Source organism: Cronobacter malonaticus LMG 23826, assembly GCF_001277215.2.
GTDB classification, from domain to species: Bacteria; Pseudomonadota; Gammaproteobacteria; order Enterobacterales; family Enterobacteriaceae; genus Cronobacter; species Cronobacter malonaticus.
Window position 1 is genome coordinate 2541728 of record NZ_CP013940.1, and the last position, 21077, is coordinate 2562804.

The 21077-nt window shown below is 56.1% G+C and carries 21 protein-coding genes and 1 tRNA gene; 11 read left to right on the plus strand and 11 right to left on the minus strand.

Going from position 1 to position 21077, the window contains the following annotated elements:
- Positions 1-220 precede the first annotated feature (220 nt).
- Both AFK66_RS12050 and AFK66_RS12055 read right to left on the minus strand, forming a co-directional pair.
- Positions 221-308: transfer RNA gene (locus AFK66_RS12050), tRNA-Ser, on the minus strand.
- Between the two features lie 157 nt (positions 309-465).
- Positions 466-2091 carry an ABC transporter substrate-binding protein gene (locus AFK66_RS12055; RefSeq protein ID WP_007782680.1) on the minus strand — a complete coding sequence of 542 codons (1626 nt, stop codon included), beginning with the start codon at positions 2089-2091 and terminating at the stop codon, positions 466-468.
- Positions 2092-2350: 259 nt separating this feature from the next.
- Here AFK66_RS12055 and yccA point away from each other — a divergent pair, with 259 nt between their 5' ends.
- Together yccA and tusE are read left to right on the plus strand one after the other, a co-directional pair.
- Complete coding sequence (yccA, locus tag AFK66_RS12060) at positions 2351-3010, plus strand: FtsH protease modulator YccA (protein ID WP_007768438.1); 660 nt, start codon at positions 2351-2353, stop codon at positions 3008-3010.
- Positions 3011-3117: 107 nt separating this feature from the next.
- Complete coding sequence (gene tusE / locus AFK66_RS12065; RefSeq protein WP_007782677.1) at positions 3118-3447, plus strand: sulfurtransferase TusE; 330 nt, start codon at positions 3118-3120, stop codon at positions 3445-3447.
- Here the strand turns inward: tusE and yccX are convergent.
- Positions 3444-3725 (minus strand): acylphosphatase, encoded by a 282-nt coding sequence (gene yccX / locus AFK66_RS12070; RefSeq protein ID WP_007782674.1) that lies wholly within the window; start codon positions 3723-3725, stop codon positions 3444-3446. The genes tusE and yccX overlap by 4 nt on opposite strands.
- 88 nt (positions 3726-3813) lie before the next feature.
- On the opposite strand from yccX, the gene rlmI reads away from it, so the two are divergent.
- Both rlmI and hspQ read left to right on the plus strand, forming a co-directional pair.
- Positions 3814-5004, plus strand: a complete 1191-nt coding sequence (gene rlmI, locus AFK66_RS12075) for a 23S rRNA (cytosine(1962)-C(5))-methyltransferase RlmI (RefSeq protein ID WP_007782672.1) — start codon at positions 3814-3816, stop codon at positions 5002-5004.
- Positions 5005-5063: 59 nt separating this feature from the next.
- Positions 5064-5381 carry a heat shock protein HspQ gene (gene hspQ, locus AFK66_RS12080; RefSeq protein WP_004385415.1) on the plus strand — a complete coding sequence of 106 codons (318 nt, stop codon included), beginning with the start codon at positions 5064-5066 and terminating at the stop codon, positions 5379-5381.
- A 27-nt stretch (positions 5382-5408) separates the two neighbouring features.
- Here the strand turns inward: hspQ and AFK66_RS12085 are convergent, their stop codons facing one another.
- Positions 5409-5822 (minus strand): CoA-binding protein, encoded by a 414-nt coding sequence (locus AFK66_RS12085; protein ID WP_007782670.1) that lies wholly within the window; start codon positions 5820-5822, stop codon positions 5409-5411.
- A 160-nt stretch (positions 5823-5982) separates the two neighbouring features.
- Between AFK66_RS12085 and mgsA the strand changes: the two genes are divergently transcribed.
- Positions 5983-6441: a methylglyoxal synthase gene (gene mgsA, locus AFK66_RS12090; RefSeq protein ID WP_004385417.1), complete on the plus strand. Its 459-nt coding sequence runs from the start codon at positions 5983-5985 to the stop codon at positions 6439-6441.
- Between the two features lies 1 nt (position 6442).
- Here the strand turns inward: mgsA and helD are convergent, their stop codons facing one another.
- Positions 6443-8497, minus strand: a complete 2055-nt coding sequence (gene helD, locus AFK66_RS12095) for a DNA helicase IV (RefSeq protein WP_023899031.1) — start codon at positions 8495-8497, stop codon at positions 6443-6445.
- Positions 8498-8623: 126 nt separating this feature from the next.
- Between helD and AFK66_RS12100 the strand changes: the two genes are divergently transcribed.
- Positions 8624-9070: a YccF domain-containing protein gene (locus AFK66_RS12100; protein ID WP_007782665.1), complete on the plus strand. Its 447-nt coding sequence runs from the start codon at positions 8624-8626 to the stop codon at positions 9068-9070.
- A gap of 17 nt (positions 9071-9087) precedes the next feature.
- Positions 9088-11220 carry a YccS family putative transporter gene (gene yccS, locus AFK66_RS12105; RefSeq protein ID WP_105609451.1) on the plus strand — a complete coding sequence of 711 codons (2133 nt, stop codon included), beginning with the start codon at positions 9088-9090 and terminating at the stop codon, positions 11218-11220.
- On the opposite strand, the gene AFK66_RS12110 is transcribed toward yccS, so the two are convergent.
- Entirely contained in the window at positions 11211-11825 is a 615-nt protein-coding gene (locus AFK66_RS12110; protein ID WP_007782662.1) for a TfoX/Sxy family DNA transformation protein, read from the minus strand. The genes yccS and AFK66_RS12110 overlap by 10 nt on opposite strands.
- A 217-nt stretch (positions 11826-12042) precedes the next feature.
- Between AFK66_RS12110 and sulA the strand changes: the two genes are divergently transcribed.
- Both sulA and ompA read left to right on the plus strand, forming a co-directional pair.
- Positions 12043-12549 carry an SOS-induced cell division inhibitor SulA gene (sulA, locus tag AFK66_RS12115; protein ID WP_007782659.1) on the plus strand — a complete coding sequence of 169 codons (507 nt, stop codon included), beginning with the start codon at positions 12043-12045 and terminating at the stop codon, positions 12547-12549.
- Positions 12550-12905: 356 nt separating this feature from the next.
- Positions 12906-13949, plus strand: a complete 1044-nt coding sequence (ompA, locus tag AFK66_RS12120) for a porin OmpA (RefSeq protein ID WP_004385421.1) — start codon at positions 12906-12908, stop codon at positions 13947-13949.
- Between the two features lie 184 nt (positions 13950-14133).
- Here ompA and matP read toward each other — a convergent pair whose 3' ends face one another.
- A complete protein-coding gene (gene matP, locus AFK66_RS12125; RefSeq protein WP_007782655.1) occupies positions 14134-14589 on the minus strand; it encodes a macrodomain Ter protein MatP in 456 nt (151 codons plus the stop codon).
- Between the two features lie 183 nt (positions 14590-14772).
- Here matP and AFK66_RS12130 point away from each other — a divergent pair, with 183 nt between their 5' ends.
- Together AFK66_RS12130 and fabA are read left to right on the plus strand one after the other, a co-directional pair.
- Positions 14773-16530: an AAA family ATPase gene (locus AFK66_RS12130; protein WP_032968080.1), complete on the plus strand. Its 1758-nt coding sequence runs from the start codon at positions 14773-14775 to the stop codon at positions 16528-16530.
- Between the two features lie 68 nt (positions 16531-16598).
- Positions 16599-17117, plus strand: coding sequence for a bifunctional 3-hydroxydecanoyl-ACP dehydratase/trans-2-decenoyl-ACP isomerase (fabA, locus tag AFK66_RS12135; RefSeq protein ID WP_004385423.1), 519 nt, complete (start codon positions 16599-16601; stop codon positions 17115-17117).
- 69 nt (positions 17118-17186) lie between these two features.
- Here the strand turns inward: fabA and rmf are convergent, their stop codons facing one another.
- The 4 genes from rmf to pqiA form a co-directional block, all read right to left on the minus strand.
- Positions 17187-17354, minus strand: coding sequence for a ribosome modulation factor (gene rmf / locus AFK66_RS21485; RefSeq protein ID WP_004385424.1), 168 nt, complete (start codon positions 17352-17354; stop codon positions 17187-17189).
- Between the two features lie 255 nt (positions 17355-17609).
- On the minus strand, positions 17610-18173 hold the full coding sequence (gene pqiC / locus AFK66_RS12140) for a membrane integrity-associated transporter subunit PqiC (RefSeq protein ID WP_007782648.1): 564 nt from the start codon (positions 18171-18173) through the stop codon (positions 17610-17612).
- Positions 18170-19810 carry an intermembrane transport protein PqiB gene (gene pqiB, locus AFK66_RS12145; RefSeq protein ID WP_007782644.1) on the minus strand — a complete coding sequence of 547 codons (1641 nt, stop codon included), beginning with the start codon at positions 19808-19810 and terminating at the stop codon, positions 18170-18172. Before pqiB ends, pqiC begins: the two co-directional genes overlap by 4 nt.
- Positions 19800-21068 (minus strand): membrane integrity-associated transporter subunit PqiA, encoded by a 1269-nt coding sequence (pqiA, locus tag AFK66_RS12150; protein ID WP_023899034.1) that lies wholly within the window; start codon positions 21066-21068, stop codon positions 19800-19802. The genes pqiB and pqiA overlap by 11 nt, the downstream gene beginning before the upstream one ends.
- Positions 21069-21077: the final 9 nt, after the last annotated feature.

The following is a 21077-nucleotide window of genomic DNA, read 5'->3' on the forward strand; positions in this document are numbered from 1 at the left end:
GCACGCAAATAACATTCACAAGCGAGGGGCAACGGGCAGGTGTAAGCAGAGTTTACCGGTCAGGAGAGGTATCAGGCGGTCAGGCGGCCCTGCATGCGGCAGGCGGTTTTTCTTCCAGTAACAAACTTACCGAAAACCATTAAGGAAACCCTGATGAAGCGCGGAAGGCGAAACACCCAAACGAAAAAGGGGACGCCTTTCGGCATCCCCTTGAATTGGTTGGCGGAAGCGCAGAGATTCGAACTCTGGAACCCTTTCGGGTCGCCGGTTTTCAAGACCGGTGCCTTCAACCGCTCGGCCACACTTCCGCAATGACGCGAACTATAAACATCCCCCCGCGCCGTGTAAAGCCCGAATGTGTTCGATTGCCTTAAAAACAGCCAAAAGCCCGCTAATTGACTGAAATACCGGCACAACGATCACAAATAAAGCAGTTTTACGGGCAATAACAGCACCGCGTTCCGGTTAATGTTTTTTGATGTACATATCTTTGGTGTAGTAGAAGCCCAGGTTACTGGAGTAAAAACCGCCAACCCAGGGTTTCACCATATGGGTACGCACGTAGTGATAGACCGGAATCGCGGGCACATCCTGAGCCAGGATCGTTTCCGCCTGCTGATAATATTTCCCGCGTTCGGTGACATCAGCGGCTTTTGAGGCGTTCGTCAGGGCCTCGTCATACGCTTTGTTGGTATAGCGCGAGGTGTTCTGGCTGTCGCCGGTGCGGTAGTTATTCAGGAAGGTCGAGGCGTCGTCGTAATCGGCATTCCACGCGTAGCGCACCACGTCGAAATTACCGGTGTGTTTACTATCCAGCATAGTTTTCCACTCCTGGTTCTGGAGCTTCACTACCACGCCGAGATTTTTCTGCCACATGGAGCTTGCCGCGATGGCGATGCGCTGGTGCGATTCCAAAGTGTTATAGAGCAGATTAAACGTGAGCGGATGCTGAGCGTTGAAGCCTGCCTCTTGCAGCAGTTTTTTCGCCTCGCTGACGCGTTTTTCGAGCGGCCAGCTGGCGTACTCCGGCGGCGCGATTTTCACGCCGCCAATTTCAGGCTGGCTGACCACCCACGCCGGACGCTGCCCCTGCGCCAGCACTTTCTGGGCGATGATGTCTTTGTCGAGCGCCATGTTGAGCGCACGGCGCACGCGCGGATCGTTAAACGGCGGTTTGCTGGTGTTAAATTCGTAGTAATACGTTGCCAGCAGCGGCGAGACATTAACCTGATCGGGCATTGTTTTTTTCAACTGGGCGAACTGATTGAGCGGCACGGTACTGGTGATGTCAATTTCGCCCGCTTTATAGCGATTCAGATCCGCCGTTTCGGCGGCGATGGGCAGATAAGTGACTTTATTAATGACGGTCTCTTTGTCGTTCCAGTAGCGTTTATTACGCTCGGCCACGATCTTTTCATTCACCACCCAGTCGGTGACCTTATACGCCCCGCTGCAGACGAAATGCTCCGGGCGCGCCCATTTATCGCCGAAACGCTCAACGGCGGTTTTATCGATGGGTACCAGCGACGGGTGCGCCAGCATCGACAGGAACGCCGCGGTAGGCTGCGTCAGGGTCACCTGAACGGTATTGTCATCCAGCGCTTTCACGCCCAGCGTGTCGGTCGGCTTTTTGCCGTTGGCGATGTCAGCGGCGTTTTCAATATTCATGTTGCCCGGAAAACTGGCATAAGGAGAGACGGTTTTCGGGTCGACCAGACGCCGCCAGCTCCAGACCACATCTTCCGCCGTAATAGGCTCGCCGTCAGACCAGGTCACGCCTTTGCGCAGATGAAACGTCCAGACGGTGTTGTCTTTGTTTTCCCAGCTTTCCGCAAGCCGCGGTTCAATCGAGCCATCTTTACGCACCGCCACCAGCCCTTCAAAAACGTCGCTGATGATGTTGAATTCAACGTCGCTCTCGACTTTATGCGGGTCGAGCGAGGCAGGCTCGCTGCCGTTGTTACGCACCAGTTCCTGTTTTGCCGCCAGCTCAACGCCTGCCGGCACCTGCGCCGCATACGCCGTCGCGCATGCGCCGGAAATGACGGCGGCGATGAGAGAAAAAGTCAGAGCCTTATGATTCACTTTCATTTTCCACGCCTTGTGTGTTGTTGTGATGTGTCGTTAACACTGATAGTCGCGAGCCGGGTTTCATGCAACGCTTTTACGTCATATATAAGAGGGGGATCTGAAAGCGCGTCGGGGCAGCCCGGTTTTTATGATATAAACGCCTTTTCTGAGTCCTTGTTTTTAGAGAAATAAAGCAGCGTAAAGATGGGTAAAATGGCTTTTCCCGTTGCGTGCTACCTTCTATGCTCGGAAACTAAACACCTGTAATGAGAGACTACTCATGGATCGCTTAATTACCTCTGCGCGCGACAGACAGTCGCTGCTTAGCACCCATAAGGTTCTGCGTAATACCTATTTTATGCTGAGCCTGACGCTGGCGTTTTCCGCGATCACCGCGACCGCCAGCACCGTACTCGCACTGCCATCGCCGGGTTTGATTCTGACGCTGGTCGGTATGTACGGCCTGATGTTCCTGACCTATCGCCTGGCCGATAAGCCGAGCGGCATTCTGGCGGCGTTCGCCTTTACCGGTTTCCTGGGCTATATCCTGGGGCCAATGCTGAATGCGTATCTGTCTGCCGGAATGGGCGATGTTATCGCACTCGCGCTTGGCGGCACGGCGTTGGTGTTCTTCTGCTGTTCCGCCTACGTACTGACCACCCGTAAAGACATGTCCTTCCTGGGCGGTATGCTGATGGCGGGCGTGGTGGTTGTGCTGATCGGCATGGTCGCGAACATCTTCCTGCAGCTTCCTGCGCTGCACCTGGCGATTAGCGCCGTGTTTATTCTGCTCTCTTCAGGCGCGATCCTGTTTGAAACCAGCAATATCATCCACGGTGGCGAAACCAACTACATTCGCGCGACCGTCAGCCTGTATGTGTCACTGTACAACATCTTCGTGAGCCTGCTGAGCATTCTGGGCTTCGCGAGCCGCGACTAACGGTTAACCGAAACTGCGCTTAAGCCCCGCCCCGTGCGGGGCTTTGTTTTTTCTGGCGGCGGGAATTTGCTACACTGCGCGCTGTATGAATCAGGGCAAAAATGCGTATGTTAACGTTTGAAGGTAAAGAGTTTGAAACCGACGCCGAAGGCTATCTGAAAGTCTTCGACGTCTGGAGCGAAGGCCTGGCGGAAGTGATTGCTGAAAAAGAGGGCATCACGCTCACGCCAGAGCACTGGGAAGTGGTGCGCTTCGTGCGTGATTTTTATATCGAATTTAATACGTCGCCTGCTATCCGCATGCTGGTCAAAGCGATGGCGACAAAATTTGGCGAAGAGAAAGGCAACAGCCGCTATCTCTATCGCCTCTTCCCGAAAGGCCCGGCCAAGCAAGCCACTAAAATCGCCGGCTTGCCGAAACCGGTGAAGTGTATTTAATAGCGAATGCGGAAATCCCTGTAATCTTCAGCGGGCGAATGCGGCTCGGTCAGCACCTTTTCCACATGGGCGCTGCGCGGCCCGCCCGCTTTTAGCCAGGCGATTAATTTTTCCACCTGTTCAGCCTCGCCGCAGGCCAGCACCTCCACGCTACCATCGTCCAGATTACGCGCATAGCCGGTCAGACCCAGCCGCGTCGCTTCATGCTGCGTGGTGTAGCGAAACCCGACGCCCTGTACTCGGCCGTGCACCCAGGCCATCGTGCATTGTTGTGCCATAGCGGTTCTCCTTTGCGGTAGCGTTGCATTTCCCGGCTGAAGTCGGGAGAATGGCGCCCATTTTCTTTGAATCACAGAATAGCAAATTATGAGCGTACGTTTAGTGTTAGCCAAAGGGCGCGAGAAATCTCTCCTGCGCCGCCATCCCTGGGTCTTTTCCGGTGCCGTCGCGCGCATGGAAGGTAAAGCCGCGCCGGGTGAAACCATCGACATCGTCGACCATCAGGGAAAATGGTTAGCACGCGCCGCCCTCTCCCCCGCCTCGCAGATCCGCGCGCGCGTCTGGACGTTCGATCAGAATGAAACCATCGATATCGCCTTTTTTACTCGCCGCCTGCAACAGGCACAGCAGTGGCGCGACTGGCTGGCGAAAAAGGACGGGCTCGACAGCTACCGTCTCATCGCCGGGGAATCGGACGGCCTGCCGGGCGTGACGATTGACCGCTTCGGCAACTTCCTGGTGCTGCAACTGCTCTCGGCGGGCGCGGAATATCAGCGTCCGGCGCTGGTGTCAGCATTACAGACGCTCTATCCGGAATGCGCCATCTATGACCGCTCCGACGTCGCGGTGCGTAAAAAAGAAGGCATGGAGCTCGCGCAGGGGCCGGTGAGAGGCGAACTGCCGCCGGATCTGCTCGCGATTGAAGAGCACGGCATGAAGCTGCTGGTGGATATCAAAGGCGGCCATAAAACGGGGTATTATCTGGATCAGCGCGACAGCCGTTTCGCCACCCGCCGTTACGTGGAAGAGAAACGCGTGCTGAACTGCTTCTCCTACACCGGCGGTTTTGCCGTTTCTGCGCTGATGGGCGGCTGCCGCCAGGTCATCAGCGTCGATACGTCGCAGGACGCGCTGGATGTCGCAAAGCAAAACGTTGAGCTCAACAAACTTGATATCAGCAAAGCGGAGTTCGTGCGCGACGACGTCTTTAAGCTGCTGCGCAAATATCGCGACCAGGGCGAGACGTTCGACGTCATCATAATGGACCCGCCGAAATTCGTGGAAAACAAAAGCCAGCTTCAGGGCGCGTGCCGCGGTTATAAAGACATCAATATGCTGGCGATCCAGTTGCTTAACCCTGGCGGCATTTTGCTGACGTTCTCCTGCTCCGGGCTGATGACCACCGATTTATTCCAGAAAATTGTTGCTGATGCCGCAACAGATGCGGGTCGTGATGTACAATTTATAGAGCAGTTCCGTCAGGCCGCCGATCACCCAGTGATCGCGAGCTACCCGGAAGGTCTTTATCTGAAAGGGTTTGCCTGTCGCGTCATGTAGCTTGAAAAGGAATGCTCCGCCCTTATATACAGGGTATGAACGTTTCCCGGGAGGTGACAATGATTGCCAGCAAATTTGGTATCGGCCAGCAGGTTCGTCATTCTCTTTTAGGGTATTTAGGGGTTGTGGTGGATATCGACCCTGAGTACTCGCTTGATGAACCTGAAGTCGATGAACTGGCGGTAAACGCCGAGCTGCGCGCCGCGCCGTGGTATCACGTTGTGATGGAAGATGACGACGGCCAGCCCGTGCACACCTATCTTGCAGAAGCCCAGCTCAGTGGCGAAATGCAGGAGGAACATCCGGAGCAACCCTCCATGGATGAACTGGCGCGATCCATTCGCCAGCAGCTCCAGGCACCCCGTCTGCGCAACTAAAAAAACCCGGCAACGCCGGGTTTTTTATTACTGTAAAAGACCGAGACGCGGAATTTCTATCGCCGGACAGCGGTCCATCACCACCTTCAGCCCCGCATCGCGCGCCAGTACGGCGGCCTCTTCGTTAATGACGCCAAGCTGCATCCAGAGCGTTTTCGCACCGATCGCAATCGCTTCCTGCGCGACACCCCACGCGGCCTCAGAGTTGCGGAAAACATCCACCATATCGACTCTTTCCGGCACGTCAGCAAGTGTGGCGTATCCCTGCTGGCCGAGCAGCGTTTTGCCCGCCACTTTCGGCGAGACGGGGATTACGTGATAGCCTTTATCCAGAAGATACGACATGACGCGGTAACTCGGACGGTCTGGCTTATCGCTCGCCCCCACCAGCGCGATCGTTTTGGTGCTCTGTAAAATCTCTGCGATATCAGAATCTTTCATTTTACCTCCCCGTTAGCTCAGTCCTTTCAGTGTATGCCAAAGGCGTCGGGCGCACCATGCGACGGCGACAAGCAGAAACGCACACAGTTTTTACCGGCTTCGCTTGCAGCCGCCATCACTTCCAGTAATCTGTAGGCAGTTATGTAATCCGGAAAATGATATGGAACTGACAACCCGAACCCTGCCAGCCCAAAAGAAGATAGCCCTGGTGGCGCATGACCACTGCAAATCGATGCTGATGAAATGGGTCGAGCGCCATAAAGCGCTGCTGGCCAACCATACGCTGTATGCGACCGGCACCACCGGCAACCTGGTGCAGCGCGCGACCGGCCTTGACGTCAACGCCATGCTGAGCGGCCCGATGGGCGGCGATCAGCAGGTGGGTGCGATGATCGCCGAAGGCAAAATCGACGTGCTGATTTTCTTCTGGGACCCGCTCAACGCCGTGCCGCACGATCCCGACGTCAAAGCGCTGCTGCGCCTTGCCACCGTCTGGAACATCCCGGTGGCGACCAATCTCTCGACGGCAGATTTTATTATCCAGTCGCCGACGTTTAGCGACACGCTGGATGTGCTGATCCCCGACTACCCGCGCTATCTCGCCGAACGTCTGAAATAAATTACGGCTTACGGGCCGTTGGCACGCCGAGATGCGACAACGCCTCGACAAACACCGACGGCGCCGCTTTGTCATACAGCAGCCAGACGCGGTGCCGCGCGCGGGTCAGCGCCACATAGAGCAGACGCCGCTCTTCGGCATCCGGGAAATCCTCCGGTGGCGGCAACAACGCCTGTTCCATGATGGATTCCCGCGCCGGTGCCGGAAAGCCCTCCCGCCCCTCGTTAAGCCCGAGAATAATTACATAATCCGCCTGCTGCCCTTTACTGGCGTGGATAGTCATAAATTCCAGTTGCAGCTTCGGCCAGCGGGTCGCGGCCATCTCCAGCGCCGCCGGGCGCAGATGGTGGTAGCGTGCCAGCACCAGAATGCGCTCATCCGGGCGCACGTAGCCGCTCATTTTGTCGAGCAGCGCCTCCAGTTGCTCCTGCGCAAGCAGCGTCACGGCGTTTTTGTCGCCCGCGCGCAAACTGTTAAGCGGTTTTTCGCACTGGTGCGGGTTTTGCTGGATAAAGCGGTTGGCGATTTCACCGATGCGCCCGTTAAAGCGGTAGGTGGTATCCAGCGCGCACTGATCGCCCTGGCCGAAATGCGCCTCAAACGCTGTCGTCAGCGAAAGCTGCGCGCCGCTAAAGCGGTAGATAGCCTGCCAGTCATCACCCACCGCAAACAGGCTGGTGGCGGAATTCTGACGGCGCAGCGCCGCCAGCAGCGCCGCGCGCTGTGGCGAGATATCCTGAAACTCGTCCACGAGAATATGCTTCCACGGGCTGACGAACCGGCCCTTTTCCAGCACGTTAATCGCCTGATGAATAAGCCCGGAGAAATCGACGGCCTCTTCGGCTTTCAGCGCCGCTTTCCAGGCTTTCAGCAGCGGTGCCATCAGTTTGACGCGCTTCTGGAACAGATCGCGTACCTCGTCGGGCGCGGCGGCTATCATCTCGGCCTGCGAGCCGCCATGCATGCGCATCAGCCCCAGCCAGCGGTCAAGCCGGCTCGCCAGCCGTTTGCCCAGCGCCTCGTCCTCCCAGAAATCGCCGTCATCAACGTCCCACTCCAGCTCGTCGGTCAGCCACTGACGCCACCCCTTCGCCTGCGCTTTTTTCTCGCGGCACTGTTCGCGCCAGGCGTTCAGTATAAGTTCATGCCGCGCCGCGGTATCGTTTTCCAGCTCGCTGACGCGCGGGGTTTTCCGCCCGCCCTGGCCGATAATCTGCAAGGCCAGCGCATGAAACGTGCGTGCGGTAATGGCATCCGTATGCAGCCGCGCCTGCAGCCGATCTTCCATTTCTTTGGCGGCCTGACGCCCGAAGGCGAGCAGCAGGATCTGCTCCGTCGTCGCCTCACCGCGCTCGATAAGCCAGCCCGCGCGCGCCACCAGCACAGAGGTTTTGCCGCTCCCGGCGCCTGCCAGCACCAGCAGCGAACTTTCGCCGTTGACGACGGCTCGCGCCTGCGACGGATTAAGCGGCGAGCTTTCAATCTGCGAGAAGAAATCGGCGTAGCGCGTCAGCATCGCGTCGGTATAAGCCTGATTATGCAAAAGACGCTTCGCCTCACTGTCGGCAAGCCAGGCCTGACATTCGCGCCAGGCGTCGCGGCAGTTATCGAACGCCTCCAGGCGCGATGTCGGCATCGGCAGCGCCTGCAACGCCCGCCGCAGCGCATGGCACAGCGCCTCGCTCTCGTCGCGCTTAAGCCACTTTTCCTGGGCTTCGCTGCTGCGCAGTTTCTCCCGCCAGGCATTTAGCACGCCCGCCGCGACCTCGCTCATCTCCTGGCTCCACTGCTGCCAGAGCGCCATCAGATGATGGTAAAAGCGCTGGGTTTCGGCCCACTCGGTGCCGTGCAGCCGAACGACTTTGTTATCCGGCAGCGTGAATTCCAGCTCGCCCCAGACCAGTCCACGACGGCACTGGATGCCCAGCAACTGATTAAACGGGATCAGATATTCATGTTTATCGCCGGAGACTTTCACCCCGGCGGTGAGGATTTCCGCGCGGTCATAGGGGTGCTGCGCCAGACGTTTACCCAGAGAGGTTGCTTTCAGTTCCATGAGGCTGCCGGTGTATGGTGTTATAGCGTTAAGTTTACCTGCCTGCGATATCACGCTCCAGACCCAAAACGCGTTACAATTGTTGTGGTTATCACTCCGGCGCTCTGTCGATGCTTTTGAGGTTTTATGCGTACTGTTTTAAATATTCTGAATTTCGTTCTGGGCGGCTTCGCCACCACGTTCTCCTGGCTGGTGGCGACACTGGTCAGCATCATTCTGGTCGTGACGCTGCCGCTGACGCGCTCCTGCTGGGAAATCACTAAGCTCTCGCTCCTGCCGTACGGTAATGAAGCGGTGCATGTCGATGAACTCGACCCGGCGGGCAAAAACGCGCTGCTGAACACCGGCGGCACGCTGCTGAATATTTTCTGGCTGGTGTTTTTCGGCTGGTGGCTGTGCCTGCTGCATATCGCGACCGGGATTGCGCAGTGTGTGACTATCATCGGCATTCCGGTCGGCATCGCGAATTTTAAAATCGCCGCGATTGCGCTCTGGCCGGTTGGACGTCGCGTCGTCACTGTCGAAACTGCTCAGGCCGCCCGCGAAGCCAACGCGCGCCGCCGTTTCCAGTAACGCCGGAAGCGCTCATGATGCTTAATCCTTTGCTTCACCGCCACGCATGGAACAGCGCGTGGCTGACCAATGTGCGCATTTTTATTGCACTGTGCGGTACGGCGGCGCTGCCCTGGTGGCTTGGCGAGGCGAAGCTGACTATCCCGCTGACGCTTGGCGTGGTGGCCGCAGCACTCACCGATCTCGACGACCGTCTGACGGGACGCCTGCGCAATCTGCTGATCACACTGGTTAGCTTTTTTATCGCCTCCGCCTCGGTGGAACTGCTGTTTCCATGGCCATGGCTGTTTGCCGCCGGGCTGACGGTCTCCACTATCGGTTTTATTTTGCTTGGCGGCCTCGGCCAGCGATACGCGACTATCGCCTTCGGCGCACTGCTGATCGCGATTTACACCATGCTCGGGGTTTCATTATACGAGCACTGGTATCAGCAGCCGCTGCTGCTGCTCGCGGGCGCGGTCTGGTACAACCTCCTGACGCTTGCAGGCCATCTGCTCTTCCCGGTGCGCCCGCTTCAGGAAAACCTCGCCCGCTGTTATGAACAGCTGGCGCACTATCTGGAAATCAAATCGCGCTTTTTCGACCCGGATATCGAAGACGAAAACCAGGTACCTATGATGGAGCTGGCGATGGCGAACAGCCAGCTGGTCGCCACGCTGAACCAGACGAAAGCCTCACTGTTGACCCGACTGCGCGGCGACCGCGGCCAGCGCAGCACGCGCCGGACACTGCACTACTATTTTGTCGCCCAGGATATTCATGAGCGCGCCAGTTCGTCGCATATTCAGTATCAGACGCTGCGCGACACCTTCCGCTACAGCGATGTCATGTTCCGCTTCCAGCGATTGCTTTCGATGCAGTCACAGGCGTGTCAGCAACTGGCGCGATCTGTGCTGTTGCGCACGCCGTACCAGCATGATCCTCGTTTTGAGCGTGCTTTTACGCATCTCGACGCCGCGCTCGACCGCACCGCAGCGGCGGGTGGCTCGGCATCAGAAATAAAAGCAGTGCGCTTTCTGGTCGCCAATCTGAAGGCGATCGACGCTCAGCTCGCCACCATTGAATCAGAGCAGCCGTTTACGCAGCCTGTCACCAGCGAGAGCGAACACAGCCTTGCCGATGATAGCCTGAACGGTTTTAGCGATATCTGGTTTCGCCTGACCCGCAATCTGACACCGCAGTCTGCCTTGTTCCGCCATGCGGTACGAATGTCTCTTGTGCTGTGCGTGGGTTACGCTTTTATCCAGTTCACCGGGCTTAATCACGGCTACTGGATTTTGCTGACCAGCCTGTTTGTCTGCCAGCCGAACTATAACGCTACGCGACATCGCCTGACGCTGCGCATTATCGGCACGCTGGCGGGCGTCGCAGTCGGCATTCCCGTGCTCTATTTCGTGCCTTCTCTTGAAGGGCAACTGGTACTCATCGTCATTACCGGCGTACTGTTTTTTGTCTTCCGCACGGTGCAATATGCGCACGCCACGCTGTTCATCACGCTGCTGGTCTTGCTGTGCTTTAACCTGCTGGGCGAAGGGTTTGAAGTGGCGCTGCCGCGCGTGGTGGATACGATAATCGGCTGCGCTATTGCGTGGTGTGCCGTAAGCTTTATCTGGCCAGACTGGCGGTTTCGCCGGTTGCCGGTGGTGCTGGAGCGCGCCCTTAACGCCAACTGCCGTTATCTGGATGCCATCCTTGAGCAGTACCATCAGGGACGCGATAACCGTCTCGCGTATCGCATCGCGCGTCGCGACGCGCATAACAGCGATGCAGAACTGGCCTCTGTAGTGTCAAACATGTCCAGCGAGCCTCGCATTAGTACTCAGATGCGCGAACTCGCTTTCCGCTTTCTGTGTCTGAACCACACGCTGACTAGCTATATCTCAGCACTGGGTGCCCACCGTGAAAAGCTGTCCCGCCAGGAGATCCTCTCTCTGCTTGACGACGCCGTCTGTTATGTCGATGACGCGCTGCATCATCAGCCTGCTGACGAAGCGCGTGTGGAAAAATCGCTGACGGAACTGGCGCAGCGCATTGAGCTGATAGAGCCGCGCCAGGAGAGTAAAGAGCCGCTGGTGCTTCAGCAAATCGGGCTTTTGATCTCCATTTTACCGGAAATCAGCCGCCTCCAGCGCCAGCTTGCTCAGGACTGATTTTGCACCGATAGCTGCATAAACCACTCAAGCAGCTCCTCGCGAATGTGTACGGGTAATGCCGCTTCATGGGTGCCAATAATGGCGCCCTGAAGCGCATAAAGCACCTGCAGACTGAGGTTTTTGCGGGCCTTTCGTAGCTTTAACCAGCACTCTTTCGCGCCATATGCGCAGAGCGTTTCCACATCACGAATTCCCGCTTCCCACAGCGAAACCTCAAGCTGAACATTGAGATTAGGCAGATCTTTTACTCGCCGTTCGCGGGCGCGCTCGGTTTTCTCCGCCTGTGCGCAAGCCAGCGCTGTGCGTGCGTGATCGCGCAGCAAGGATGGCGAATTCCAGAGCGCGTCATCAACCAAATAGTAATTGAGGCTAATGTGACGGCCACGTCGGGTACAAACCAGCATGGGTGGATTATGGGTGTGCTGGTAATCGCGGCTCTGATTGCTGGCGCGCAGGTATAACTGCCCGTCCACAAGCATCGCAAATACAGCGTCATCAATGGCGAGGCTGTAACCACCAAACAGTGAACGATGGGTGACATTTCCCAAAGATGAAAGCGTATTCTGCACCCGAATCAGAGTGTCAGACGAAGATTTATCCATGATTATTCCTTTTATATCAACTAGTAACGGATAAAAAATTCCATTAGCGTTTCCCTTAACAGGAACATATGAAAGTTGTGCCTCGTGAGCAATCCGAATTTCGTTTTAAGTGGAACGAGATGCGAAATTTGCGAGATGCTTTCCGAAATTTCGATTGATCTTTGGTCGCGCCAGCATTACTGTATATGCATACAGTAACTAGCGAGGCTGGACCTTTATGTACTCTTCTCATCAAAATCGCGCGTATGGCTCACGTCGTCTGGCAAAAGAAACGGCGGGTGCTTTGGCTCAGGCTGAAACCCGAGGCCTGATCAGTGAAGTGATGTACAACGAAGACCAGCCGTGGATGACGCAACTGGTGCTGCTGCCGCTTTTACAGCAGCTCGGGCAACAGTCTCGCTGGCAGCTGTGGCTTACCCCTCAGCAGCGTCTGAGCCGTGAGTGGGTGGAATCTGCTGGCCTGCCGCTGACCAAAGTGATGCAGGTCAGCCAGATGAACCCGCAGGTCACGCTTGATTCCATGATCCGTGCGCTGGAAACCGGCAACTACAGCGTGGTAATCGCCTGGCTGCACGATGATTTAACAGATGAAGAGCATCGTCGTCTGACAGTAGCGGCAGAGAAAGGTAACGCAATGGGCTTTTTGATGCGTCCTGTTCAGCCCTCTTTGCCGGGTGACAGACCACGTTCTGCCTTAAGAATTCACTCAGGAATGGTGCATTAATCCTTTTTAGGATAAATCCTGGTAATTTTTTGTTCATGTCTCTTTAGCAGAAGCGATAGCGGCGAAGGAACGGTCAGATGGGCGCTCACGTCCGCTTTCGTACTTTACGAGTGTTTAAAATTGCCGCAAAAATGTTAATTTTTGCTTTCGCAAGTTGTTTTTTTTCATATGCCTGACGGACTTCACACTTGTAAGTTTTCAACTACGTTGTAGACTTTACCTCGCCAGGGTGCTCATCAATAAACCGACATTATCGGTAGAGTAACCATTGAGCTATACCCCGGTGAAGGATTTAACCGTGAACTTTTCCTAAGGAAAAGCGCATGGCCTTTTTGGATGATAACGAGGCGCAAAAAATGAAAAAGACAGCTATCGCGATTGCAGTGGCACTGGCTGGCTTCGCTACCGTAGCGCAGGCCGCACCGAAAGATAACACCTGGTACGCAGGTGGCAAACTGGGTTGGTCCCAGTTCCACGATACCGGTTTTATTCCTAACGACGGCCCGACTCACGAAAGCCAGCTGGGCGCAGGCGCGTTCGGTGGTTACCAGGTTAACCCGTACGTTGGTTTCGAAATGGGCTACGACTGGCTGGGCCGCATGCCGTATAAAGGCGACACTGTAAACGGCGCTTTCAAAGCTCAGGGCGTACAGCTGACCGCTAAACTGGGTTACCCGGTAACCGACGACCTGGACGTTTACACCCGTCTGGGCGGCATGGTATGGCGTGCTGACTCCTCTTCTAACATCGGCGGCGACGACCACGACACCGGCGTTTCCCCGGTATTCGCTGGCGGCGTTGAATGGGCGATGACCCGCGATATCGCTACCCGTCTGGAATACCAGTGGGTTAACAACATCGGTGACGCTCAGACTGTTGGCGCTCGTCCGGACAACGGCATGCTGAGCGTAGGTGTTTCCTACCGTTTCGGTCAGCAGGAAGATGCAGCTCCGGTTGTAGCTCCGGCTCCGGCTCCGGCTCCGGAAGTACAGACCAAGCACTTCACCCTGAAGTCTGACGTTCTGTTCAACTTCAACAAAGCAACCCTGAAACCGGAAGGTCAGCAGGCGCTGGATCAGCTGTACTCTCAGCTGAGCAACCTGGATCCGAAAGACGGTTCCGTCGTGGTTCTGGGCTTCACTGACCGTATCGGTTCTGACGCTTACAACCAGGGTCTGTCCGAGAAACGTGCTCAGTCTGTTGTTGACTACCTGATCTCCAAAGGTATCCCGTCCAACAAGATCTCCGCACGTGGTATGGGCGAATCCAATCCGGTCACTGGCAACACCTGTGACAACGTGAAACCTCGCGCTGCTCTGATCGAGTGCCTGGGTCCGGATCGTCGCGTAGAGATCGAAGTTAAAGGCGTTAAAGACGTTGTAACTCAGCCGCAGGCTTAAGTTAAACGTTAAGAAAAACCCCGCCACGGCGGGGTTTTTTGTTTTCTGGCACCGTCATTCATTAATGCGTCAGGGGTCTGCTGAGAAGCGCCTCAATGCTTTGTTTCGTTTTGCAGCCCGCGCCACAGCATGTAATACGAATAAAAAACAGTCACCGCCTCACCTTCTCATAAGACAGCCCTGATTACTCTTTCTTCCCCAGCAAAGCCTGCAAATCCTGTTTCAACGTCGACATATGGTTTTCATATTTCTCTTTGCGCTCGGCATCTTCTATCAGTTGCACAATCGTTTCTGAAAGCGTAATGCCGCGACGCTGCGCCAGGCCCGCGAGACGCTGCCAGACCATAAACTCCAGGTCGATAGACTTTTTACGGGTATGCTGATGCTCAGCATTAAAATGCCGTTTACGACGTGCGCGAATCGTCTGTTTAAGGCGGTTTTGCAGCGCCGGGTTCATATGCTGTTCAATCCAGCCCAGCACTCTTACCGGTTCGTTTTCCATACCCAGCAGGAGATCCACCGCCTCTTTCGCTGCGCTGGCTTCGACATACCGGGTGATCAGCTCGCCTTCGCGATGCTTCTTCACCAGATATTTCCACTTCCAGCCGCTTTCGAGGTTTTCGAGTTGTTGGTATTTCATTGCGATCTCAGGATGACCGTGTAACTCATTTCAGGATAACAGTTTTTTTTCGATTCGCTGAGAGGAAATAACCGTCTGTGACGCAGGGGGAGATTCTGCGGGGCAATAGTGGCATTTCCGGTGTGCTGCCCGGCCCATTACGCTATAATCTCGCCTTTTACATCTGACTAAAAAACCTCGACATTGACCATTAACAGACTTACATCACAAGCGCTTGTACCCGATACGGAAACCTTCCAGTCCCGGTTTGCTGAAATGGATGCCGGTTTTGCAGACGCGCTTGATTTTGAGGCGCTTCAGCCTCGCCTTCACGACGCTCTGAGCCAGCTCTGTGCTCCACGTCCTTTGAGTGATTTCCTGCTGGTAAAGGCGGATGAAGAGAAGCCTTTGCTGGAGCTTATCGCCGATACCGCGAAAGCCTTGCTGCCGCACCAGCCTGAACTGGCTGGCGGTCATTATCATATTGAAAACCAGCATGTGACGCTGACACCACCGAATGCGACTCCGGGCGATTTCGCCGTGCGTCGCGATGTGGTTGTAGCCACCTGGGCTGAAGCGGGCGAGCTGTTCGGCTGCGTCAGGCAATTTGCTGGTCAGATATCACTCGAGCCGGGGCTTGTGCACAAAGCGAACGGCGGCATTCTGGTCGTGCCGCTGAAAACACTGCTGTTGCAGCCGCTCTTGTGGCTGCGCCTGAAGCAGATGGTCGTCACGAAACGCTTTGACTGGGTCGCACCGGACGAGTCGCGTCCGCTGCCAGTCTCCCTCCCTTCGCTGCCTCTTAACCTTCGCGTCGTGCTGGTAGGCGATCGCGAATCACTGGCGGATTTCCAGGAGATGGAGCCGGTACTCGCGCAGCAAGCCATCTACAGCGAATATGAAGACGACCTGCAAATTGCTGACGAAGAAGATATTACACTCTGGTGCAGTTGGGTCTGCGCCCAGGCCGCACAGCTCGCGCTGCCCGCGCCGGCAAGCGACGCCTGGCCGCTCTTGATTCGTGAAGCCGTGCGTTATACCGGCGACCAGGAAACGCTGCCGCTCGATCCGCTCTGGATGGCGCGCCAGCTGAGTGAAGTCGCCGCTTTCTGCGATGAAAACACTTTCAGCGCGGTGCAATTTTCTGAGATGCTGGCACGCCGCGCCTGGCGTGAAGGGTATCTTGCCGAGCGTATGCAGGATGAAATCCTGCTCGGTCAGTTGCTGGTAGAAACCGAAGGCGAACGTATCGGTCAGATTAACGCGCTCTCGGTGGTTGAATTTCCAGGGCATCCGCGCGCGTTCGGCGAGCCGTCGCGTATCAGTTGCGTGGTGCATATTGGCGACGGCGAATTTACCGATATTGAACGCAAGGCTGAACTCGGCGGCAATATCCACGCCAAAGGCATGATGATCATGCAGGCGTTTCTGATGGCCGAGCTGGATCTGGAGCAGCAGATGCCCTTCTCCGCCTCGCTGACGTTTGAACAGTCCTACAGCGAAGTGGACGGCGACAGCGCCTCGATGGCAGAGCTGTGCGCGCTCATCAGTGCGCTGGCCAATGCGCCGCTTAATCAGCAGATTGCCATTACCGGCTCGGTAGATCAGTTTGGCCGCGCGCAGCCGGTCGGCGGTCTGAATGAGAAAATCGAAGGCTTCTTCACCGTCTGTCAGGCTCGCGGCTTAACGGGCAAACAGGGCGTGATTATTCCTTCCGCTAATGTGCGTCATTTATCGTTGAACCAGGCGATTCTGGACGCGGTAGATCAGGGGCAATTTTCCATCTGGGCCATTGATGATGTCACAGATGCGCTACCCTTATTAACAACTCTCCCGTGGGATGGCGAAGGTCAGACGACGCTGCTTGGCGTTATCGGCGAGCGAATTACGCAGGCGACGCAGCAGGATGTTCGTCAGCGTCCCTGGCCGTTGCGCTGGATGAACTGGTTTAACCACAACTGATCGGACTTGTTCAGCGTACACGTGTTAGCTAACCTGCGGGCTTCACTAAAATAAGGCATACTGAGAACATGGTAGACAAACGCGAATCCTATACGAAAGAAGACCTTCTTGCCTCCGGGCGCGGCGAGCTGTTTGGCGCGAACGGCCCGCAACTGCCGGCACCCAACATGTTAATGATGGACCGTGTGGTGAAAATGACCGAAACCGGCGGTAACTTTGATAAGGGTTACGTTGAAGCGGAACTGGATATCAACCCGGATATGTGGTTCTTTGGCTGCCATTTCATCGGCGATCCGGTAATGCCAGGCTGTCTCGGTCTTGACGCTATGTGGCAGCTGGTCGGCTTCTACTTAGGCTGGCTGGGCGGTGAAGGTAAAGGCCGCGCGCTGGGCGTGGGCGAAGTGAAATTCACCGGTCAGGTACTGCCGAGCGCGAAAAAAGTGACTTACCGCATCCACTTCAAACGTGTGGTAAACCGTCGCCTCGTGATGGGCATTGCCGATGGCGAAGTGCTGGTTGACGGCAAACAGATCTACACTGCGACTGACCTGAAAGTGGGCCTGTTCCAGGACACCTCCGCTTTCTGATAGCCATTTCCTTGCTTTCAGAAAGGCGAAACCTCCGCAATGCGGAGGTTTCTTTTTAAAGAGACAAGCTCACGCAATCTGAGCCCTGTCCTCCATGGCTTCTCGCCAGCCTCCCAGCCAATAAGACCTCTGATTCAGGGTCTGGTAGGGACACATTTCTTTCGAGCGTCCGGTGATACCGGCCTGATAACCACGATGATGTGCCCGTTCCAGGCGATCTCTTTTTTGTCTCTTCATGCCTCGTTTCCCTCATTTCAGGTCTGGTGGAAAAGAAAACAGTGATTACATTTTGCGCAATCACGCTTTACGAATACCTGTAAACCCGGGGAACGTCAATGCGCAAAATTCACGCCAATGTCATATTTGTGAGCTACTTTGGATAACATTTATACAAAAAATGAGGGCGCGATGAGCTTATCTGACTGGCATAAAAGAGAAAGCCGTCGCCCTTTTAAGAAGAAGACGACGGCCTTTTAACATCATTCAAATTTTTTATGGCTGACGCGCAACCTCATCAGCAATGGTTTTCGCCTGCTGCTGCCAGGCCTGCGCCAGCGTTTTTACCATTGCGTCATAGCCATCCTGCTGCTGCTTCAGTTCGGTGTAGAAAGGCCGCTTGATGAGCTGTCCTTTATGCTTAAGCAGCCATTCACCGCTGACGATCACCCGACCGTCATACCGGCCATGAAAGCCGGTCACGTTTACATTCAGGGTATCCTGCTCAGCCCCCAGCGGCTGGGCGGAAACCACCCAGCCCGGCAGCGTGGCGTTCAGGTTCGTCACCAGTGTATTGCGCAATTGCTGATCCAACGGGCTGGCCCACAGGTTCTGGCTGGCAATCACATACTGCACGTCGGTCGTCTGGTAGACCACGCCGTTACCCGCGAGATAATCAGGCACCGACACCTGCTCCACCCACAGCAGATGCTGGCTGTTCATCGGCGCGCTACGCGTCACCGGCGCCGTAGACGCCGGGAGCTGATACCAGGTGGTTTCCTCTGTGCTGCTGCAGGCACTCAATAGCGCTACGGCGACAAACGGGAGCCATTTTTTCATTCTTTCGCCCTCTTCGGCTGCGGATCCTTTTTCTCTTTCGATTCGAATACCAGCGCGTTGCTCTTCTCATTGAGCGTGCGCAGCACCGGCTGAAGCTCACGCAACACCTGATCCAGACGCTGCATATCCGCCACCATTTTGTTATAGGCGGCAGAGCCCGGCTGGAAGCCCTGCATGCTGCGGTTAAGCTCGCGCAGCGTTTTCTGCATATCTGCCGGCAGTTCCTGCGCCGACTGGCTGGAGGTCAGCTGGTTCAGGTTGTCGAGCGTCGTCTGCAGGCGGCGCATGGTGCGCTGGCTTTCCGAGAGCGTATTCGTGGCCTGTTCGATCATCGGGTTGAGCGGCAGATTGTTAATTTTATCCAGCGTATCCATCAGACGCTGCTGGATCTGCGCAAGCCCGCTGCTTACCGTCGGGATCACCGGGTAGCCATTAAAGCTCGCCATATCGGTGACCGGCGGCGCTTTCGGGTAGAAATCGAGATCGACAAAGAGCTGTCCGGTCACCAGATTGCCGGTTTTCAGCGTCGCACGCAGGCCTTTTTTCAGCAGATCGTGCATATGGCTCTCAATGTTCGGATCCTCGCCAATCTGATTCGCCAGACGCTCCGGCTCGATGCGTACCAGTACCGGAATACGGTAATCGGTGGTCACCGCCTGATGCAGGCCAGGCACAAAGAACGGCACCTGCGCGACGGTCCCGAGGCGGATACCGCGAAACTCTACCGGCGCGCCAGGCTGCAGGCCACGAATGGTATCTTTAAAGAACATCAGGTAATCGATATGTTTAGTATAAAGTGATTCCTGGATGCTGCGCTGATCGTCATAGAGCGTAAAAGCGGTTTTCTCGGCCACCGGCTGCCCAAGCTCCCAGCCGTCCGGCACGTCAAAACTGACGCCGCCGCTAAAGAGCGTGCTAAGCGATCCCATCTCCACGCGCATACCGGAGGAACTGAGATCGACTGCGATCCCGCTGTCTTTCCAGAAGCGCACGTTACTGGTCACCAAGCGATCGTTAGGTGCATTGATGAAAAGCTGATAGCTGATGGAGCGTTTTTGCGGATCAAAGGTGCTGGTTTCCACCGAACCGACGCGATAGCCGCGGAACAGCACCGGATCGCCCGGGTTAAGTTGCCCGGCTTTGCTGCTGTCGAGGATAACGCGAATCCCTTTCGCGTCCGGCGGTGCCAGCGGCGGCGCGTCGAGCAGCTTATACGATTCCGGCGCGCTGCCTTTCGAGCCTGGCTGAAGTTCGATATAGGAACCAGATAACAACGTGTTCAGCCCCGTAACGCCCTCACGCCCGATTTGCGGCTTAACCACCCAGAAGACGGAATCGCCATACAATAGCTTTTCCATTCCAGGATTCATGCGCGCTTTGATTTCAACATGATGTAAATCATCGGTCAGCACCGCGCTTTCCACAACGCCCACATCCACGCTGCGGCTCTTGATGGTGGTTTTCCCCCCTTCAATGCCTTCCGCGTTAGTGGTCATCAGCGTCACGACAGGTCCCTGGTGGCTGTAGTGATAAAACAAGATCCAGGCGCCGATAAGCGCGGTAATAATCGGGAAGATCCAGACGGGTGACCAGTTCTTCACCCGTTTAATCTTCGCTTCCCCGCGTTTATTTTCCATGTTCGGGTAACTCCTCATAGCTTGAATCAGGCTCACGGTCCCAGGAGAGACGCGGGTCAAAGGTCATCGCGGCGAACATAGTGATAATCACCACCATCGCAAACATGACCGCTCCCCAGGCCGGATAAATATTCATCAGCGCGCCCATACGAACCAGCGCGGACAGCACGGCAATAACAAAAACGTCGATCATCGACCAGCGGCCGACAAACTCCACCACTTCATACATCAGATGCATTCGCTCGCGCTCCTGACGGCCATAGCCTTTAGCATCAAGGCACAGCCAGCCGAGAGCGATCATCTTAAGCGTCGGCACCATAATACTGGCCAGGAAAATCACCAGCGCCACCGGGTAAGAGCCTTCATTCCAGATAAGGATCACGCCCGCGATAATGGTGGAAGGCATTCTGTCGCCCAGCAGATCGGTAATCATGATAGGCAACAGATTGGCGGGCAGATAAAGCATAATGGAGCAGACCAGCAGTGAGACCGTCCACTGAAGACTGTGTTTACGACGCACATGACCATGCGTATGGCAGCGCGGGCAGCGTCCCTCTTCGCCGGTAAGGATAGCGGTGCAGCACGGGCACGCGCGCAGCCCCTGGCGGATACCGGCAACACCTACTTTCAGTGGCTGAGATACTGTCGGCATCGGCGCGATATCATCCCAGAGCCAGCGGCGATCGACGCATTGAAAAGCGCGTAGTTGCAGGATGCAAAAGAGACACCAGGGAATAAAGCTGCTGCCAATGCCGATATCGCCATAGGCAATCAGCTTTACGAAGCTCACCAGCACGCCTGCGAGGAAAATTTCCGCCATGCCCCAGCTGCGCAACTGGAACAGCACACGGGCCATCGCGATTTTCAGTCGCGGCGGCAGCGTGACACGGTTGACCAGCAGAAGGATTGTCACCAGACAGAACGCGGGCACCAACTGCACAAACAGCATGAACAGCGAGCCGAGGCTCGCGTAGTCTTCATTAAACAGGACGCGCGGGATTTCAAGCAGCGTCACCTCGCTGCTGACGCCCGCCGCTTCCATATTGACGAAGGGAAAAAGATTGGAGAGCAGCAGCATGAACAGTGCCGCCAGCGCATACGCCGTAGGACGCTGGCGCGGTGCCGCCCACTCAACGACAAGCGTGGTGTCGCAGCGGGGACAATGCGCTTTTTGCCCCGGCTTCAGCGCCGGGAGCCTGACCAGAAGATCGCATTGCGGGCAGAGCATATGCTCGCCCGCATGATGACGTTCATGCATGCGGGTTCC

Bases quoted from the DNA above. Each gene is read 5' to 3' on its own strand.
- AFK66_RS12055 (WP_007782680.1), bottom strand. From the start codon at position 2,091: ATGAAAGTGAATCATAAGGCTCTGACTTTTTCTCTCATCGCCGCCGTC.
- yccA (WP_007768438.1), top strand. From the start codon at position 2,351: ATGGATCGCTTAATTACCTCTGCGCGCGACAGACAGTCGCTGCTTAGC.
- tusE (WP_007782677.1), top strand. From the start codon at position 3,118: ATGTTAACGTTTGAAGGTAAAGAGTTTGAAACCGACGCCGAAGGCTAT.
- yccX (WP_007782674.1), bottom strand. From the start codon at position 3,725: ATGGCACAACAATGCACGATGGCCTGGGTGCACGGCCGAGTACAGGGC.
- rlmI (WP_007782672.1), top strand. From the start codon at position 3,814: ATGAGCGTACGTTTAGTGTTAGCCAAAGGGCGCGAGAAATCTCTCCTG.
- hspQ (WP_004385415.1), top strand. From the start codon at position 5,064: ATGATTGCCAGCAAATTTGGTATCGGCCAGCAGGTTCGTCATTCTCTT.
- AFK66_RS12085 (WP_007782670.1), bottom strand. From the start codon at position 5,822: ATGAAAGATTCTGATATCGCAGAGATTTTACAGAGCACCAAAACGATC.
- mgsA (WP_004385417.1), top strand. From the start codon at position 5,983: ATGGAACTGACAACCCGAACCCTGCCAGCCCAAAAGAAGATAGCCCTG.
- helD (WP_023899031.1), bottom strand. From the start codon at position 8,497: ATGGAACTGAAAGCAACCTCTCTGGGTAAACGTCTGGCGCAGCACCCC.
- AFK66_RS12100 (WP_007782665.1), top strand. From the start codon at position 8,624: ATGCGTACTGTTTTAAATATTCTGAATTTCGTTCTGGGCGGCTTCGCC.
- yccS (WP_105609451.1), top strand. From the start codon at position 9,088: ATGCTTAATCCTTTGCTTCACCGCCACGCATGGAACAGCGCGTGGCTG.
- AFK66_RS12110 (WP_007782662.1), bottom strand. From the start codon at position 11,825: ATGGATAAATCTTCGTCTGACACTCTGATTCGGGTGCAGAATACGCTT.
- sulA (WP_007782659.1), top strand. From the start codon at position 12,043: ATGTACTCTTCTCATCAAAATCGCGCGTATGGCTCACGTCGTCTGGCA.
- ompA (WP_004385421.1), top strand. From the start codon at position 12,906: ATGAAAAAGACAGCTATCGCGATTGCAGTGGCACTGGCTGGCTTCGCT.
- matP (WP_007782655.1), bottom strand. From the start codon at position 14,589: ATGAAATACCAACAACTCGAAAACCTCGAAAGCGGCTGGAAGTGGAAA.
- fabA (WP_004385423.1), top strand. From the start codon at position 16,599: ATGGTAGACAAACGCGAATCCTATACGAAAGAAGACCTTCTTGCCTCC.
- rmf (WP_004385424.1), bottom strand. From the start codon at position 17,354: ATGAAGAGACAAAAAAGAGATCGCCTGGAACGGGCACATCATCGTGGT.
- pqiC (WP_007782648.1), bottom strand. From the start codon at position 18,173: ATGAAAAAATGGCTCCCGTTTGTCGCCGTAGCGCTATTGAGTGCCTGC.
- pqiB (WP_007782644.1), bottom strand. From the start codon at position 19,810: ATGGAAAATAAACGCGGGGAAGCGAAGATTAAACGGGTGAAGAACTGG.
- pqiA (WP_023899034.1), bottom strand. From the start codon at position 21,068: ATGCATGAACGTCATCATGCGGGCGAGCATATGCTCTGCCCGCAATGC.